This window comes from Lysobacter sp. Root690, assembly GCF_001427785.1.
GTDB lineage: Bacteria > Pseudomonadota > Gammaproteobacteria > Xanthomonadales > Xanthomonadaceae > Lysobacter.
In genome coordinates this window covers 345,727-362,436 of the sequence record NZ_LMHM01000017.1, presented here as the reverse complement: position 1 = coordinate 362,436, position 16,710 = coordinate 345,727, and the positions used below count along the sequence as shown (strand labels likewise).

17 protein-coding genes are annotated in these 16,710 nt (G+C 66.9%); 6 read left to right on the top strand and 11 right to left on the bottom strand.

Features of this window, described 5'->3' with window-relative positions; genetic code table 11:
- Nucleotides 1-241 precede the first annotated feature (241 nt).
- Both ASD86_RS22135 and ASD86_RS27030 read right to left on the bottom strand, forming a co-directional pair.
- Nucleotides 242-1,024: a DUF2884 family protein gene (locus ASD86_RS22135; RefSeq protein ID WP_056115939.1), complete on the bottom strand. Its 783-nt coding sequence runs from the start codon at nt 1,022-1,024 to the stop codon at nt 242-244.
- Nucleotides 1,000-1,323 carry a hypothetical protein gene (locus ASD86_RS27030; protein ID WP_157477011.1) on the bottom strand — a complete coding sequence of 108 codons (324 nt, stop codon included), beginning with the start codon at nt 1,321-1,323 and terminating at the stop codon, nt 1,000-1,002. The genes ASD86_RS22135 and ASD86_RS27030 overlap by 25 nt, the downstream gene beginning before the upstream one ends.
- A gap of 362 nt (nt 1,324-1,685) precedes the next feature.
- Between ASD86_RS27030 and ASD86_RS22130 the strand changes: the two genes are divergently transcribed.
- On the top strand, nt 1,686-2,315 hold the full coding sequence (locus tag ASD86_RS22130) for an OmpW family outer membrane protein (protein WP_056115936.1): 630 nt from the start codon (nt 1,686-1,688) through the stop codon (nt 2,313-2,315).
- Nucleotides 2,316-2,402: 87 nt separating this feature from the next.
- On the opposite strand, the gene ASD86_RS22125 is transcribed toward ASD86_RS22130, so the two are convergent.
- The 4 genes from ASD86_RS22125 to ASD86_RS22110 form a co-directional block, all read right to left on the bottom strand.
- The gene (locus ASD86_RS22125) at nt 2,403-3,188 is read right to left on the bottom strand and encodes a VOC family protein (protein WP_056115932.1); all 786 of its coding nucleotides are present in this window, start codon (nt 3,186-3,188) and stop codon (nt 2,403-2,405) included.
- Nucleotides 3,189-3,488: 300 nt separating this feature from the next.
- Entirely contained in the window at nt 3,489-4,373 is an 885-nt protein-coding gene (locus ASD86_RS22120; protein WP_235567863.1) for a DMT family transporter, read from the bottom strand.
- A gap of 144 nt (nt 4,374-4,517) precedes the next feature.
- A complete protein-coding gene (locus tag ASD86_RS22115) occupies nt 4,518-5,054 on the bottom strand; it encodes a hypothetical protein (protein WP_056115925.1) in 537 nt (178 codons plus the stop codon).
- A 609-nt stretch (nt 5,055-5,663) separates the two neighbouring features.
- Nucleotides 5,664-6,719 (bottom strand): NAD(P)-dependent alcohol dehydrogenase, encoded by a 1,056-nt coding sequence (locus ASD86_RS22110; RefSeq protein WP_056115921.1) that lies wholly within the window; start codon nt 6,717-6,719, stop codon nt 5,664-5,666.
- A 160-nt stretch (nt 6,720-6,879) separates the two neighbouring features.
- On the opposite strand from ASD86_RS22110, the gene ASD86_RS22105 reads away from it, so the two are divergent.
- Both ASD86_RS22105 and ASD86_RS22100 read left to right on the top strand, forming a co-directional pair.
- Nucleotides 6,880-7,362 (top strand): YajQ family cyclic di-GMP-binding protein, encoded by a 483-nt coding sequence (locus tag ASD86_RS22105; RefSeq protein ID WP_056115918.1) that lies wholly within the window; start codon nt 6,880-6,882, stop codon nt 7,360-7,362.
- 63 nt (nt 7,363-7,425) lie between these two features.
- Entirely contained in the window at nt 7,426-8,010 is a 585-nt protein-coding gene (locus tag ASD86_RS22100) for a DUF1415 domain-containing protein (protein WP_056115915.1), read from the top strand.
- Nucleotides 8,011-8,217: 207 nt separating this feature from the next.
- On the opposite strand, the gene ASD86_RS22095 is transcribed toward ASD86_RS22100, so the two are convergent.
- Genes ASD86_RS22095 through ASD86_RS22085 form a run of 3 tightly spaced genes read right to left on the bottom strand, consistent with a single transcriptional unit; the run spans nt 8,218 to nt 10,794 of the window.
- Nucleotides 8,218-8,919, bottom strand: coding sequence for an HAD family phosphatase (locus ASD86_RS22095; RefSeq protein WP_255357313.1), 702 nt, complete (start codon nt 8,917-8,919; stop codon nt 8,218-8,220).
- A gap of 19 nt (nt 8,920-8,938) precedes the next feature.
- Entirely contained in the window at nt 8,939-9,640 is a 702-nt protein-coding gene (locus ASD86_RS22090) for a pseudouridine synthase (protein ID WP_056115910.1), read from the bottom strand.
- Nucleotides 9,637-10,794, bottom strand: a complete 1,158-nt coding sequence (locus ASD86_RS22085; protein ID WP_056115907.1) for a class I SAM-dependent methyltransferase — start codon at nt 10,792-10,794, stop codon at nt 9,637-9,639. Before ASD86_RS22085 ends, ASD86_RS22090 begins: the two co-directional genes overlap by 4 nt.
- 87 nt (nt 10,795-10,881) lie before the next feature.
- On the opposite strand from ASD86_RS22085, the gene ASD86_RS22080 reads away from it, so the two are divergent.
- Both ASD86_RS22080 and ASD86_RS22075 read left to right on the top strand, forming a co-directional pair.
- Nucleotides 10,882-11,658 (top strand): hypothetical protein, encoded by a 777-nt coding sequence (locus tag ASD86_RS22080; protein ID WP_056116533.1) that lies wholly within the window; start codon nt 10,882-10,884, stop codon nt 11,656-11,658.
- A gap of 142 nt (nt 11,659-11,800) precedes the next feature.
- Complete coding sequence (locus ASD86_RS22075; protein WP_056115904.1) at nt 11,801-12,058, top strand: hypothetical protein; 258 nt, start codon at nt 11,801-11,803, stop codon at nt 12,056-12,058.
- Between the two features lie 176 nt (nt 12,059-12,234).
- On the opposite strand, the gene ASD86_RS22070 is transcribed toward ASD86_RS22075, so the two are convergent.
- Together ASD86_RS22070 and ASD86_RS22065 are read right to left on the bottom strand one after the other, a co-directional pair.
- On the bottom strand, nt 12,235-14,739 hold the full coding sequence (locus ASD86_RS22070) for an FtsX-like permease family protein (protein ID WP_056115901.1): 2,505 nt from the start codon (nt 14,737-14,739) through the stop codon (nt 12,235-12,237).
- Between the two features lie 3 nt (nt 14,740-14,742).
- Nucleotides 14,743-15,405, bottom strand: coding sequence for an ABC transporter ATP-binding protein (locus tag ASD86_RS22065; protein ID WP_056116531.1), 663 nt, complete (start codon nt 15,403-15,405; stop codon nt 14,743-14,745).
- A 395-nt stretch (nt 15,406-15,800) separates the two neighbouring features.
- Here ASD86_RS22065 and ASD86_RS22060 point away from each other — a divergent pair, with 395 nt between their 5' ends.
- Entirely contained in the window at nt 15,801-16,457 is a 657-nt protein-coding gene (locus ASD86_RS22060; protein ID WP_082578652.1) for an arylesterase, read from the top strand.
- Nucleotides 16,458-16,710: the final 253 nt, after the last annotated feature.

The window sequence follows — 16,710 nt, the reverse complement described above, 5'->3', positions numbered from 1 at the left end:
TGGGGCTCCGCAATGCGCGAAAACCCTATTGTGGCGGTTGCGGCCGGTCACGCCAACCGCACAGCGGCCCATGCAGTACTAAAGACCTAAGCGGCAATGCCGGCGGCCTGACGGGGCTCTACGTACGCCCAGGTATTGGGATGGACGTCGCGGCCCACGCCGGCGGGACGCGGGCGCGGGCCGCCGATCAGCGCGCGGCCAGCGGATTCGCCCCGACGCGTGTTGCTCCAGGCGCGGCGACTCAATGCTTGTCGGCGCCGCTCGACTTGTTGTCCTTGATCTGGACCCGCAGCAACTCCAGCGGTCGGCCGTCGTAGCGGTAGCTCAGCGCATTGTCGATCGCGTCCAGTTCGACCATCTGCCGGCACAGCTTGTCGGCGCGGCGGCCCAGGGCGTCGGCGCGCGGCTGCACCGCGGCTTCGATCTTGGCGTCGAGGCTGTCCAGGCGCTTGAGCCGCTCGGCGTCGCCGCTGAGCGCGGCGGTGACCGCGCCGCCGACCAGTTCGCCGACCAGGATCGGCACGTTCTCGCCAAGCGCGTCGGCGATGCCGTCGCCGAGCACCTTGCCGCTGAAGTGGGTCGGGGTGACCACGTTGCTCAGGCGCTTATCGAGATCCTTGCGCATCTGATCAATGCGGCCGCGGGTACGGTCGGGATGGTTGCCCAGCACCGCGGCCACCTCGCCCAGCGCGGTGAAGGCGATGTCGGCGGCCTCGCGGCCGATGTACTGGGCCTCGGGCATCGCCGCGCGCGCGCCTTTCTCGAACTCGGCGATGCGGCGCGCGTCGTCGCGGCTCAGTTCGACCCAGCGGTCGTCGACGAACAGCCGGCCCTGGCGCATCACGATCGCCTTGGGCACGCCGTCCTCGCGGGTCAGGATCAGGCTGCGCTCGTTGAGGGTCAGGTCGAAGGCGCTGTCGATCTCGCAGCTCGCGTCGACATGGACGTTGGCGGCGAAGACCGGGCCACTGGCCAGCGTGGTGGTGGCCATGGCGGCGATCAGTACGGAGCGGGACAGGCGCATCGTCGGTTCCTGGACGGTTCAATGGCGACCACAGTGCGGTCGCGGCGTCCAGATTTCGTGTGCCGATGGGTGGCGTGACCTTTGTCATGGCGGTTGACCGTGCGCAATCGGGCGGCTGGCGGGCGATCGACCGTCGCGATCGATTCGCGATGCCCGCTTTGTTCGCGCAACGGTGACTCGAACGCGCCGTAAGCGCGATGAACGACGTTTCCGCAGTGGAACACATCGATGACGCAATCGATGCAAACGGGGTTTTTCTCGCGATTTCGATTGGCTTCAAGCGAATCTACTTCGCGCATCGCGCGGATGATTCGATGATTCGCATACCTCGATCGACTCGGCGCGCGTTCCGGTCGAATTTTTCGCGATGGTCCGATAGTGCTTGTTTTACCGAGTTTTTTCGCTATTCCTGCTTAAAACCAGCGCCTTTATCTCGTTCATAAACCATCGCCGCGTGAACGAATTTCGTTCAATTCGCTCGTTTCAATATTTGTTCATTTCGTTCATTTTCCCCTTGAAAACACGGGTCTAGCACGTGTCGTCCGTGAAAAGTTCCTTCACACACATTCGCGCGGCAAGTTCGGTTCATGCATGCGTTGTTACCTTGCGCTCCGCCTCCCCCAAGGCGTCGTGCAACACCACAACAACAGGAGTCCACTCCATGATCCGCATTTCTCATTTGACCCTCGCCCTGCTGGGCACCATGGCCTTCGCCCCGGCCGCCTTCGCTCAGGATGCTTCCACCGACAGCGCCAGCGGTAAGCGCTTCGCCGTCGTCGGCGGTTACTCGCTCAGCGAACCGACCAAGAATCCGCAGATCGGCGGCGTGCGCACCAACGTGGACGGCGGCGGTGCCCCGACCCTCAGCGCCAGCTGGTACATCAACGACAACATCGCCATCGAAGCGTGGGGCGCGGCCGACAAGCTCGGTCAGCGCGTCAACACCGGCGGCGGCAAGATCGGCAGCGTCGATTCGCAGCCGGTCGCGCTGAGCGGCCAGTACCACTTCCGCGGCGCCGACACGATCGTGCGTCCGTTCGTGGGCCTGGGCTACTACGAAGCCAACTACAGCAACGAAACGCTGAGCAGCGGCAACCGCTTGGGCATCGAGAACGCCAAGGGCGCGATGGCCACCGCCGGCGTCGATCTCAACATCAACCCGACCTGGTTCGCCCGCGCTGACGTGCGCTACATGCAGGGCAAGCCGGATGTGAAGCTCGACGGCGTCAAGGTCGGCGAAGCCGAGCTGAACCCGGTGACCATCGGTATCGGTCTGGGCGCGCGCTTCTAAGTCGCACGCTGTCACGCGGTACGATCCATGCAACACCGACGGGCCCCTCGCGGGGCCCGTTTTTTTACGCGACCGGCAACGATCCGATCAGAGGAACTTGATCAGATAAAACGCCGCGCCGCCGGGATCGCAGACCCGCGCGATCCGTCCCACGCCCGGCGCATCGAACGGCGGAAACGCGATGCTGCCTCCCAGCCTGAGCGCGCGCGCGGCGCAGGCGTCGACATCGGCGACCTGCAGGTAGATCGACCAATGCGGCGCGATCTCGCCCCAGTCCGGCGTCATCTGCAACAGACCGCCGAGCATGCGCTGCTGATCGACGAATACGCGGTACCCGGCTGGCGCCGCCGGATGCGCCTGCATGCGCCAGCCGAACAAGCGCTGGTAATAGGCTTCGGCACGGCCGATATCGCGAGTGGCCAGTTCCGCCCAGCACACCGCGTTGTCGACCCCGATCGCGTCCACGCCGGGATGCGCGCGTTGCTGGGCGAGCGAGAACACCACGCCTTCGGGATCGGCGCATACCGCCATGCGCACGTGTTCCATCAGTTCGAACGGCGCGGCGAGCATGCGCCCGCCCAGCGCGACCGCGCGCGCGGTCATCGCGTTGCAGTCGGCGACGCGGAAGTACACGCCCCAGTGCGAGGTGCTGTTGCCGTCGGGACCGGGCGCGGCGCCGGGCACCAGCGGGTAGCTGCCGGCGACATCGCGGCCGGCCAGCTTGAAGGTGGTGTAGGCGCTGCCAGCCGGCATCGGCGTGCGTTCGATGGTCCAACCGAACAAGGCGCTGTAGAAAGCGTCGGCCGCGGGCTGATCGTCGGTCGCCAGCTCGAACCAGCACGGCGCGCCGGGCGCATGGACGAGTGCGGTCATGTGGCGTTTCCCCCTGAACTGCGGACTACGCCTCGACACTACGCGCAGGCAACCCGATCGTCATGGCGCGCTGCGGCGAAAGCTTGAATCCAATGAATGCGGTGGCGCCGGGAGTCGTGTCCATGACGCCGGCGCGCCCTCACCCGGCGCGCTGCGCGCGCCGACCTCTCCCGCGCGCGGGAGAGGTGTGCCGAGTTTGTCGCGTCGATGGGCACGCTGGCTGAGGCCTGCTTTCGCCAGGGTCTGCACTCGCCAGTATCCGTCGTGGCAGGGGGTTACTGTCGCCAGCACCTGCTTCCGCTATGGATGTTCAGCTTCGGCGTGAACGCTTTCGCGGCGCATCAGATACAGGCCGCTGGCGACGATGATCGCCGCGCCGATCCAGGTCACCGAGTCGGGCAGCACGCCCCACAGGCTCAGGTCGAGCATCACGCCCCAGATCAGCGCGGTGTATTCCAGCGGCGCGATCAGCGAGGCTTCGCCCAGACGAAAGGCTTCGGTGACCGCGTACTGACCGATGGTGCCGGCGATGCCCAGGCCGAGGATCAGCCACAGGTCCTCGCTGCGCAGCGGCACCCAGCCCGACCAGGCCAGCGCGCCGGCGCCGACGGTGATCATCACCATCAGCCACACCATCATCGCCTGGGTGCTGTCGGTGCGCGCGAGCAGGCGCACGGTGATCGCGCTGACCGCGTAGCCGAACGCCGCGGCGAGCACGGCCAAGGCCGCCATGCTGAGCATGCCCTGGCCGCTCGGGCGCAGCAGCACCAGCACGCCGAGCATACCGATACCGATCGCGATCCAGCGCCGCGGCCCGACCCGCTCGCCAAGAATCGGCACCGACAGCGCGGTGATCAGCAGCGGCGCGATGAAGAAGATCGAATACGTCGTCGACAACGGCAGGCGATTCACGCCGTAGACGAAGCTGGCCATCATGCCGATGCCGAGCACCCCGCGCAGCAGATGCAACGGCCAGCGCACCCGCAGCAGCGGCCGCCAACCGGCGCTGGCCAGCGCCCAGGTCAGCACGAACGGCAACGACGACAGGCCGCGCAGGGTCGCGACCTGGAACGGCGGATAGTGATCCGACAACAGCTTCAGCACCGCGTCCATCAACGAGAACATCAGCACCGCGACCAGCATGGTGACGATGGCGCGGCCGCGGTGCGGGTGGGCCGCGGTCATGGCGCGCGCGCGGCGATGCGAATCGCGCCGGCGGCGTGGTTACGCAAGATGATTGGGCGGGAGTGGCGCGGAAATGTCATGGCGGCGCTGCGGACTGGACCGTTCATCATGCCGCGCCGCGCCGGGCGCGTCATCTGCGCTGCGTCATCCGTTCGCGGTGAGCGCGACCCGGCGCAAGCGGCGGCGCAGGCCCAGGGTGTAGAGCTGGTAGTAACCGAGCAACAAGCCGCCGACCGCGAACAGGCTGCCTTGGCGCGGCAACCACGCGCCGTGCCCGCTCCAGCCCTGCGCGCCTTGCCACAGGCCGTAGACGATGCGCGCGGCGACGATCAGGGTCAGGCCGAGGATCAACCAGCGGTTGGGGGTGTAGTACAAGTCCTTGGGTTCGTGTTCGAAGCGGGTCAGGGCCAGGCCGAGCGCGCCGAGCAACAGGCCCGCGAGCAGACCGCCGCCGGCGTACAGGGGCGCGTCGTCGATCCAGTGGCCGACCAGCCAGGCGCTGAAGAAGAAGATCAGCAGCGACAGCAGCGACAACGCCGCGGCCAGATGCACCACCCACGGCACGGCGCGACGTCGCGCCTTGCCATAGCGATAGCGCTGGATCAGGCCGATCGGCAGCAACAGGGCCCACAGCAGGACCAGGGCCAGCAGGGCAAGCGGGATGATGAGTAGCAGGGGCATGGACGCAGCTTAGCGAGTGCGTGCGATGGTGGTGGCAAGAGCGCCGGGTTGCTGGGAACTGCGAGGCCGACGCCTCTGTGTGCTCCTGCTTTTGCCCGTCATCCCCGCGAAGGCGGGGATCCAGAGACTTCAGAGTCATGCCTGGATGAAGCCTTGGATGTTCGGCTCCGCCGAAATGGGCGGAGCCTGCCTTCGCGGGAAGGACGATCTGAGACAACAACGCAAAACCAGTCATCCACACGAAGCCGGAGATCCACGCCTTGATCGCGATAGAACTCTGAAGTCTCTGGATTCCCGCCTGCGCGGGAATGACGACCTTGAGCCAGCGACGCGAAAAAATGGAGCGGAGCCCGCCTTCGCGGGAAGGATGATCTGAAACAACGACGCAAAACCAGTCATCCACACGAAGCCGGCGATCCACGCCCTGACCGCGACATGACTATGAAGTCTCTGGATTCCCGCCTGCGCGGGAATGACGACCTTGAGCCAGCGACGCGAAAATAAGATGCGCGACACGCGCGTTACGGCAAGCCGCCACAACGACGCGCAGGCCGCCGCGAATCCCGCAGCGGCCCACCGAGCATCACGATGACCAGACGCCGCTAGGCATCAAGCCGCCTCTTTCAAACTCGCGATATCGATCACGAAGCGATAGCGCACATCGCCCTTGATCATGCGCTCGTAAGCCTCGTTGATCTGCGCGATGTTGATCAGTTCGATATCCGAGGCCACGCCGTGTTCGGCGCAGAAATCCAGCATTTCCTGGGTTTCGCGGATGCCGCCGATCAACGAGCCGCCAAGCTTGCGCCGCTGCATGATCAGCGCGCCGGCCGCGACCGTCGACGGGGTTTCCGGAATGCCGAGCAGGACCATGGTGCCGTCGAACTTCAACAGGCCCAGGTAAGCGTTGTAGTCGTGATCGCCTGACACCGAGTCGATGATGAAATCGAACGAACGCGCCAGGGTCTTGAAAGTGGTCTCGTCGCGGGTCGCCGCGAACGCATGCGCGCCCAGCGCCAGCGCGGCGTCGCGCTTGGATTCGGAAGTGCTCAGCACCGTCACCCGCGCGCCCATCGCCACCGCCAACTTGACCGCCATGTGGCCCAGGCCGCCGAGGCCGACCACCGCGACTTCGTCGCCGGCCTTGACCCCGTAATGCTTCAACGGCGAATACGTGGTGATGCCCGCGCACAGCAGCGGCGCGGCGCGGTCGAGCGGAATCGACGCCGGGATGCGCAGCACATAGGCCTGATCGACGGTGATCCGGGTCGAATAGCCGCCCTGGGTCGCGATGCCGGTGCCGCGTTCACGCGAGTTGTAGGTGCCGGTCATGCCCTGGTCGCAGTACTGCTCCTCGCCGGCATGGCATTGCGGGCATTCGCGGCAGGAATCGACGAAGCAGCCGACCCCGACCGCGTCACCGACCTGGAACCCGAGCACGTTGGCGCCGACCTGGGCGACCCGGCCGACGATCTCGTGGCCCGGCACCATCGGGAAGCGGGAGCCGCCCCACTCGTCGCGGGCCTGATGGATGTCGGAATGGCAGACCCCGCAGTAGAGAATGTCGATCAGCACATCGTCCGGGCCGGGTTCGCGGCGTTCGATCGAAAACGGGGCCAGGGGCGAACGCGCGTCTTGGGCGGCGTAGGCGGCGGTCTTGAGCATGGGGCGGGTCCAGGTGGCGTGGAAGCGCTCGATTCTAGCGAGGCGACGTTCCGCCGCCGTCAATTGGCGGGCTTTTCGAGCCCGCGTCGCTGCAACGCTGCGTATCGCCACGGCGCTTGCGCTACCCTTTGCGCCGTTCCCCCTTCACTGCGAGTGCGCCATGCCTTCCTTCGACGTCGTGTCCGAAGTCGACACCCACGAACTCACCAACGCGGTCGACCAGGCCAACCGCGAGTTGACCACCCGCTTCGATTTCAAGAACGTCGAGGCCAAGTTTGAGCTCGACGACAAGGCGATCAGCCAGTCCGCGCCGAGCGAATTCCAGCTCGAGCAGATGACCCAGATCCTGCGCGCCCGCCTGGCCGCCCGCGGCATCGACGCGCGCTGCCTGGAATTCGGCGACGTGGACACCAACCTGGCCGGCGCGCGGCAGAAGATCACCGTGCAGCAGGGCATCGAACAGAAGCTGGCCAAGAAGATCGCCGCGGCGATCAAGGACGCCAAGCTCAAGGTCGACACCCAGATCAACGGCGACAAACTGCGCGTCAACGGCAAGAAGCGCGACGACCTGCAGACCGCGATCGCCCTGCTCAAGGGCATGGAATTCGAGCGTCCCTTGCAGTTCGACAATTTCCGCGATTGAACTCAGCGATTGAACTCCGCGATTGATCAGCGCGACCCTCCGTTGCGCAGCGAGCCAGCGACCATGAGCGATACCCTGTCGAGCCATGCTTCGCCCCACGACCCCTCATCGGACGAGGCCGAACCCATCGCCGCGACCCGCCGCTGGCTGGAACGCGCGGTAATCGGCCTGAACCTGTGTCCGTTCGCCAAGGCGGTGCTGGCCAAGGGCCAGGTGCGCTTCGTGCTGAGCGATGCGCAGACGCCTCAGGCGCTGCTGGAAGAACTCGCCTCGGAATTGGTGCTGCTGGAACAGAGCGACCCCGAGCGCATCGACACCACCTTGCTGATCCACCCGCAGGTGCTGCAGGGCTTCTTCGACTTCAACGATTTCCTCGACCTCGCCGACGGCGCGGTCGCGGCATTGGACCTGGAGGGCGAGATCCAGGTCGCCAGTTTCCATCCCGACTATCAGTTCGCCGGTACCGGGTTCGATGAAGTCGGCAACTGCACCAACCGTTCGCCGTACCCGACCTTGCACCTGTTGCGCGAAGCGAGCGTCGAGCGCGCGGTGGCGGCGTTTCCGGATCCGGATGTGATCGTGGAGCGGAATCTGGAGACGCTGCAGAAGTTGGGGTTCGAGGGGTGGCGGGCGTTGTTGGCTAAGTGAGTGGGTGCCGCTTAGGTTGCGCGTAGAGGCAGAGCAAGGCAGAAACAGAGCAAAAGCGAATCCCCCTCAATCCCCCTTTTCCAAAGGGGGAAGCAGGTAGGTGGGATGCGTAGCTCGGTAACCGACGCGGAGATCGCCCAGCCCTGCACCACTCTCCCGAAGGGCTTCCCCCTTTGCAAAAGGGGGCCAGGGGGATTCGCTTTTACTTCAAGCGCCGAACGCAACCCCAACCCGGCCGCGCCCAACCAACACCGCCTGCAACATCCCCCGCACCTGCACCAACGACCCCGCGATCCGATGCCCGAACCCGCGCAGCTCCACGCTGGGCGCGACCAGATCGGGCACCTGGATCGGCGTCGCCCCGGCCGCCAATGCGGCGCGCACGCCCGGCTCGGAATCCTCCAGCACCAGGCAATCGCGCGGATCGACCCCGAGCTGCCGCGCCGCCAACAGATAGATGTCCGGCGCCGGCTTGGGATGCTCGACATCGCTGCCGGTCACGATCACCGCGAAGCGATCGATCAAGCCGCTCGCCTCAAGCTTGGCCAGCGCGCGCTTGCGCCGGGTCGAGGTCGCCACTGCCTTGGCGATGCCGTGCGCGTCGAGCAGATCCAGCAATTCGATCAAGCCGTTCTTGTGCGGCAGGCCCGCCGCGACCTGCGCGTCGTACAGACGATCGCCGGCGGCGCGCAGGCGGGTCGCCGCATCTTCACCCAGGCGCTCGGACAGGATCGCGAAACTGGCGCGGTCGTGGACGCCGACCATCGACAGCCACAGCGCGTCGTCGGCCTGGATCGATTCGGCCAGCGCCGCCGCGCGCCAGGCACCGAGCATGGCCCGCTCGCTGTCGAGCATCAGCCCGTCCATGTCGAACAGCACCGCGGCGGGAATGAAATCGATCGGAATCAGATCACGCGAATCGACCGGATCAACCACGGAACAAGGTCTCAAGATCGGCCGCATCCAAGGTCCGCCACTGCCCCGCCGGAAGATCCTGCAGCGATAAACCGCCGATGCGGCTGCGATGCAACGCCTGCACATGATTGCCGACCGCGGCGAACATGCGCCGCACTTGGTGATAGCGACCTTCGGTCAGGATCAGCCGCGCCTGACGCGGCGCGATCGATTCCAGGATCGCCGGCGCCAGCGGGGTCTGCTCGGATTCCAGTTCCAGCTCGCCGCTGGCGAAGATCGCCGCTTCGTCGCCGCGCAGGTCCTCGGCCAACTGCGCCTCGTAGACCTTGGCCAGATTGGCCTTCGGCGACACGATCCGATGCAGCAGCCCGCCGTCGTCGGTCAACAGCAACAGGCCGCTGGTGTCGCGATCCAGCCGCCCGACCGTCGACAGAAGCGGCGAACGCAGGCGGAACCGCGGCGGCAGCAGGTCGTAGACGATGCGACCGGGGTCCTTGGTCGAGCAGGTGTAACCGGTCGGCTTGTGCAGCATCAGCACCAAGCCGGCCGGCGGATCGAGCGGCTCGCCGTCGATGCGGATCGCGGCGTGCTCGACCTTGTCGTCGGCGTACAGCACCTCGCCGTCGGGATCGGTGATGCGGCCTTCGCGGAACATCGCGCTGACTTCCTTGCGGCTGCCGTAGCCCAGGTTACCGATCAGCTTGACCAGCTTCATGCGCGCGCTCCGCCCTTGCCGCCCGGCTTGCCGGTGAACTTGCCGGCGGGTTTGCCGGTCGCCACGCCGGCGGATTTACCCGCGGCCTTGGCCTTGATCGCCTCGACCACCTTGAAGCCGCCCTGCTGGGCCACGGTGCGGACTTCGCCGAAACGTTCGTCGAGCACCACTTCGTACGGCAGGTGGCGATTGGCGACCAGCCACAGGCGGCCGCCGGGATTGAGCGCCTGCGCGGCCACGGCGATGAAACGCCGGCCGATATCGGGGCGTTCCTCGCGACCTTGCGCGTGGAACGGCGGGTTGCTGACGATCACGTCGTAGCCGCGATCGTCCAGGCCGGCGGTGACGTCGTGCCAGAAAAACTCCATCGGCACCGAGGTCGGCACGCGTTGCAGATTGGTCCGCGCCAGTTGCAGCGCGCGCGCCTGCGCTTCGTACACGTCCAGCGCGGTGATGCGCGGGCAGCGCGCCAGCAGTTCGGCCGACAGATAGCCGTAACCCGCGCCGAGGTCGGCGGCGCGGCCGGCCAGATCGGCCGGCAGATGCTCGGCCAGCAGCGCCGAGGCCGGATCGACCCGGTCCCAGGCGAACACGCCGGGCCGGCTCAGGAAACGCCCGCCGAGAATCTCGCGCGGCCGGTCGCCGCCGGCCCAGGCGGCGGCCAGGGCCGGGTCGGCCGGGCCATCCAGCGGCGCGGTCCAGAACACCCGGCATTTGCGCTTGGACAGGCTGCCGACCTTGCCGGCGATCCGGCCCAGGTCGTCCTCGCCCGAACGCGCGCCTTCGTCGTTGCTCAGGCAGGCGACCACGCGCCCGCCCGGCGCGGTGCGGGCCAGCGCCTGCGCGTACAGCGCGCGCGCTTCGTCGCGCTGGCGCGGCGGCAGCACCAGCACCAGCGGATAGCGCCGGTCGGCCGGCATCGAGTCGAGATCGACGGTGTCCAGGCCGCCGCGATGCAGCGCATCGATCGCCGGCTTGTAGTCCTGCTCGCAGACCAGCCCCGGGCGCGGGCGCTGGCGCAGGCCGACGCCGTCGCGCGCGCGCAGGAACAGCGCGCCGCCTTCGTCGGGCCACGACAGCACGCCGTCGGCGAAGGGTTGGAACAGGGTGTCGAGCGCGTCGTCGGAGGCGTCAACGCGCATGGGAGAGGGCATGGCGGAAGGGCTCGAAGGAGATCATCGCGCCGATTTTACGCGGCTGCGCGTTAGGGTGTGGGCATCGCAATGCCGGGAGTGTTCATCGTGCGCCTGTCCGTGCTGTTCGCCGCCGTGTTGATGCCGGTGGTGGCCTGGTTTTCCCAACAGGGCTACTTCGGCCCCGACAACGGCGCGATTTCCGATCGTTATCCCACCTTGCTGGTCGCGGCCGGCTATGCGTTCGCGATCTGGGGCGTGATCTTCCTGCTCGATCTGGCGTTCGCGCTGTGGCAGCTGCGCGCGCGATTGCGCGAGGACGACACTCTGCAGCGGTTGCGGCCGGCCGCGGCGGCCGGTTTCACCCTGACCGCGCTGTGGATGCCGATCTTCTCCCAGCAATGGTTCTGGCTGGCGCTGGCGGTGATCTGGCTGGCCCTGGCCTGCATGGCCTGGAGCGCGGTGCTGCTGTCGCGCGATCCGACCCCGGCCCCCGGTCAAGCGTTGTGGGCCAAGTTCGCGATTTCGCTGCATGCCGGCTGGCTGTCGTTGGCGGCGTTCTTGAACACCGCGCAAGTCGTGGTCGCGTATCGATTGCTGCCGGTCGACGACATGCTCGGCTGGAGCCTGGCGCTGTTCGCCGCTGCGGCGTTGCTGGTGTTGCTGTTGAACGGACGCATGCGCGGCAACCTGGGTTATGCAGCGGCCGCGCTGTGGGGATTGATCGGGGTGTATCTCAAGCAATCCGAATCGGCTTTGAACGGCGCGCAGGTCGCGGCCTGGTGCGCTGTAGCGATCGCCGCGTTGGTGCTGGTGCAGACCTTGTGGTTGCGGCTGCATCCGCGTCATCGGGTGTTTTCCGGGCATCTGTCGCCGGGTGAGTGATGGCATGCGCGGTTTCATCCGCGATGTCCATACGTACGCAGACGATCGAGGCCGCTTGCCGCTCCACGAACATCGACTTCATCGCCACGCAACGTCGTAACGGCGACGATCGAGTCTGGTCCAGCCCAAGGAGCGAATCACGATGCGAGCCCTTTTCATCGGCGGCACCGTCGACAACAGCGAACTCGATCTCGAAGGCGGCGAGCCGCCGCGCCATTACCCGCCCAACACCGGCAGCGGTCAGCCGCGTTATCGCCTGCATCATGTCGGTCTGCGCGACGGTGCTACGGCGTATGCGGTGTATGCCGCGCCGGAACTGGCCGACGGCGAGGTCGAACGGGTGGCCGAGGAGCGCGGGTATGCGCGCAGGTTTCAGGCTGAGCCGCAGTTGGGGGTTTGATCGTCAGTCGGGGCGCGGCCCTCACCCCAACCCCTCTCCCGCACGCGGGAGAGGGGCTTTAAGTAGCGAAATTTCGAAGTAATCGGCGTCTTATTCCCTTCTCCCGCAGAGCGGGAGAAGGTGGCCCGCAGGGCCGGATGAGGGCCGCGGACTTCAGCGCAACATCCGCAACCCACTCATCCCTGCAACTCACGCAACGTCACCGAAGGCGGCGCATCCAAAACCTTGCGCGTGGCGAACATGCCCGCCGCCAATGCCGCCAGCACACCCGCGCCACCGCCGGCCGCGGCCATGCGCCAGTCGAACTCCCACGGCAAGTCGAACACCTGCACCGCGACCACGCCGGCCAACACCGACGCGGCGATCGCCGCGGTGAGTCCGGACAACAAACCGATCGCGGCGAATTCCGACGCCTGTGCCAGACGCAACTGTCGACGGCTGCCGCCGAGCACGCGCATCACTCCGCCTTCGAGCAGCCGTTCGTCCTGGCTCGCGCTCACCGCCGCCATCAACACCAGAACGCCGGCCACCAGCGAGAAATAGAACACCACCTCGACCACGGTCGAGACCTGATCGGCGGTGCTGCGCACCTGCTTGAGCACCGCTTCGACATCGATCACCGACAGATTCGGGAAACGCTCGACCAGTTGTGAGGTGAAGCGGGTCTGCTGCGGCGGCACGCTGATCGCGGTGATGTAACTGGCCGGATAGCCGTCCATCGACCCGGGGGAAGCGATCACGAAGAAATTGGGCTTGAAGCTTTCCCAATCGACCTTGCGCAGGCTGGTGATCCTGGCCTTGAAACTTTGTCCGGCGATATCGAAACCGATGGTGTCGCCGAGCTTCCAGCCGAGCGTCTCGGCGAATCCTTCCTCGACCGAGACTTCCGGCTGAGCAAGTTTTCGCGACGCCCAGAATTTTCCGTCGACCAGCTTGTTGTCCGAACGCAGCGTGTCGGCCACCGACAGATTGAACTCGCGCTCGGCCAGTTGCTTGGCGCGATCGCCGCGTTCGATATAGCTGTCGCCGGTCACCGGCTTGCCGTTGTACGACACCAGGCGCGCGCGGATCATCGGGAACAAGGTCGGCGCGGGCAGCTTCTGCTCGGCGATGAAACCACGCACGTCCTTGAGCTGGTCGGGCTGCACGTTGATGATGAAACGGTTCGGCGCATCGGCGGCCAGCGCCAATTGCCAGCGATCGAGCAGATCGGTGCGCACGAAGGTCAACAGCAACAACGCCATCAAACCCAGGCCCAGTGCCGAGACCTGGGCGATGCTGGTGCCGGCGCGACGGCTGACGTTGGCCAGGCCGTAACGCAGGCTGCCGCGCAGGCGCGAACGCAGGCGCCGCACCAGCACGATCATCAGCAAGGCCAGCAATGCGAGCACGGCCAAGGTCGCAGTGATGCCGGCCAGCATGGTCAGGCCAAGCGTGACCGAGCCGGCCTTCCACCACAGCAACGCGCCCAGGCCGACCAATCCAGCCACCGCGACAAGCCACGCGCTCGGTTCGGTCGGATCGAGGTCGCGACGCAATACGCGCAGCGCCGGCACCCGTCGCAATGCGAGCACCGGCGGCGCGCCGAACGCGAGCAGCACGACCAGACCGACGCCGAAGCCCTGCACCGCCGGCATGAAACCCGCGGCCGGAATCGACATCTTCAGAGATTGTTCCAGCCAGCCGCCGATCGCCCATTGCAGGCCGAACGCGAGCGCGACGCCGATCGCGCTGGCGATCAGTCCGAGCAATACCAGTTCACCGACATGGATGCCGACCAGGGTGCGCTGGCTCGCGCCGAGGCAACGCATGACCGCGGTGCCGGATAGATGCCGCTCGCTGTGACGGCGCGCGGCCATCGCCACCGCGACCGCGGCGAGCACCACCGACACCAGCGCGGCCAGACCGAGGAAACGGCCGGCGCGATCGAGCGCCGAGCGCACTTCCGGGCGCGCGTCGGAGATGGTTTCCAAGCGCTGACCGCGGCCGAGCGCGGGCTTGGCGTCGGCGACGAAACGTTCGACCGCGTTGGCCGGGCCGGCGACGACCATGCGATAGCGAATACGGCTACCGGGCTGGATCAAACCGGTCGCCGGCAGATCCGACAGATTGAGGAATACCTTCGGCGCGATGTTGAAGTAATCCAGCGACGCATCAGGTTCCTGGGTCACCAGCGCGGCCAGGCGCAGGCGCGCATCGCCGAGCGCGATCTCCTGCCCGGCCTGCGCGCCGAGCGTGTCGGCGCCGGCCTGGCTCATCCACACCGTGCCCGGTGCGGGCACGCCGGGCGCATCGCGCTCGGTCGCGCCTGCGCGATCGATGATGCGGAAGCTGCCGCGCAGCGGAAACCCCGCGCCAAGCGCGCGCAGATCGCCGAGCTGCAAACGCTCGCCGACCCGGATCATGGTCTGCAGTTCGGTCGCTTCGGCGTGGCGCAGTTGCGGCACCGACGCGGCCGCGCGCAGCTTGCCCTGGATCGGTTGATCGGCGCGGATCACCGCATCGCCGCCGAGCAGACGGTTGGCTTCGATCGCCAGCGCGCGCTCGGCGCGATCGGTGACGAAACCGACCGCGGTCACCGCGAGCACCGCCAGGATCAGCGCGGCGAGCAGGATGCGGACGTCGCCGGCCTTGAGATCGCGGCGCAATTGCCGCCATGCCATCGAGAGAGTGCGGCCCATGCCTCAGCCCTGCACCAGGCGGCCGCTGTCGAGGCGGATGCGGCGGTGGCAACGTTCGGCGAGGTGTTCGTCGTGGGTCACCAGCACCAGCGTCGTGCCGGCGTCGGCGTTGAGTTCGAACAGCAATTCGATGATCGCCTGACCGGTGTGGGTGTCGAGGTTGCCGGTGGGCTCGTCGGCGAACAGCAGCGACGGTCGGGTCACGAACGCGCGCGCCAGCGCGACGCGTTGTTGTTCGCCGCCCGACAGCTGACGCGGGTAGTGATCCAATCGTTGGCCCAGGCCGACCTTGCCCAGGATCGCTTTCGCCGGCGCCTGCGCGTCGCGGTCGCCGCGCAGTTCCAGCGGCAGCATCACGTTTTCCAGCGCGGTCAGCGAAGGCAGCAGTTGAAAGCTCTGGAACACGAAGCCGACTTTCTCGCTGCGCACGCGCGCGCGGCCGTCTTCGTCGAGCGCGGAGATGGTGTCGCCGTCGAGCTTGACCGTGCCGGTGCTCGGCGAATCCAGGCCCGCCATCAGCGACAGCAGGGTGCTTTTGCCCGAGCCCGAGGCGCCGACGATGGCGACGGTGTCGCCCTTGGCGATCGAGAAACCGACCCCATCGAGAATGACGAGTTCGCCCGATGGCAGGGGCACGTGCTTGCCCAGGCCCTCGACTTCGAGCATCGCCGCGCGCGATTTCGTGCGCAGCGCTTCAGCCTGCGGTTCATCGTGGTCTTTCACGATGCCGTCGGCCATGATCGAATCAGCCAGGTTGGAAGCTGCCATGATCGTCCTTCTGCTTGCCTCGCCGTAGTGTCGGGAGACGTTATTAAATGAATTTTAAGAACTGGAATTTTAAGCGCTGGAATTCTGCGGATCCGGACGCCGCCTGCCACGGCAGCGAACGTCGCGATGGCGCCGCCGCGCAGCGCGCCGGCGCAGGCCAGGCATCCGCATTGGCGCTCCACGCAGGTTCGCCTGCTCATGCCCGCGGCCGCGAAATCTTGGCCACGAAGCAAGGATATGCGGCATCGCGCGGCCCGGTTCAATGGGCCATCGGTCCTGGCTTGCGCGTGGCGATGCTCGCTTCGGCCCTGCTATTGAGCGCCTGGGCACCGTTGCAGGCGCAGCCCGCCGCGGCTTCGAAGGCCGTCGCCCAGCCCGCTGCCGCGCCGGCGACCAAGGCCGCGCGCACGGTGTTGTTCATGGGCGATTCGCTTTCGGCCGGTTACGGCCTGGCCGCATCCGAGGGCTGGGTCTCGCTGACCGCGCAGCGCATCGCCAAGACCAAGCCGGGCTGGCGCGTGGTCAATGCCAGCATCAGCGGCGAAACCACCGCCGGCGGCGCCACGCGCATCGCCGGCGAACTGCAGCGCAACCGGCCCGCGGTGGTGGTGATCGAACTGGGCGCCAACGACGGCCTGCGCGGTCTGCAGCTGGCGCAGAGCCGGGCCAACCTGGAACGCATGATCCAGGCCGCGCAGGCGGCGAAGGCGCAGGTGCTGCTGGTCGGCATGCGCATGCCGCCCAACCTGGGCAAGGAGTACACCCAGGGCTTCGAACGCAACTACCGCGAGCTGTCGCAGAAATACGCGACTGAACTGCTGCCGTTCCTGCTCGAACCGGTGGCGATGGACCGTGCCGCGTTCCAGGCCGACAACCTGCATCCGATCGCGAGTGCGCAGCCGAAGTTGCGCGATCACGTCTGGACGAAGCTTGGGCCGATGTTGAAGTGAGGCTGGATCGGTTGCCGGGGTGAGTCGCGGGTTGGTGAGCGAGCGCCGCGCTCAGCGCGGACGGTGCAACTGCACGAGCTGCCGCCGTTGCTGTTGCCCCTTTTGACAAAGGGGGCGAACGGCCGCGAAGCGGACGTGGGGGATTTGCTTTTGCTGTTGCTTCATTGAGAGCAAAAGCGAATCCCCCCTGCCCCCCTTTTACAAAGGGGGGAACAGCAAAGGCGAATGCGATGGCGCTGCGAGCTGCGCGCCG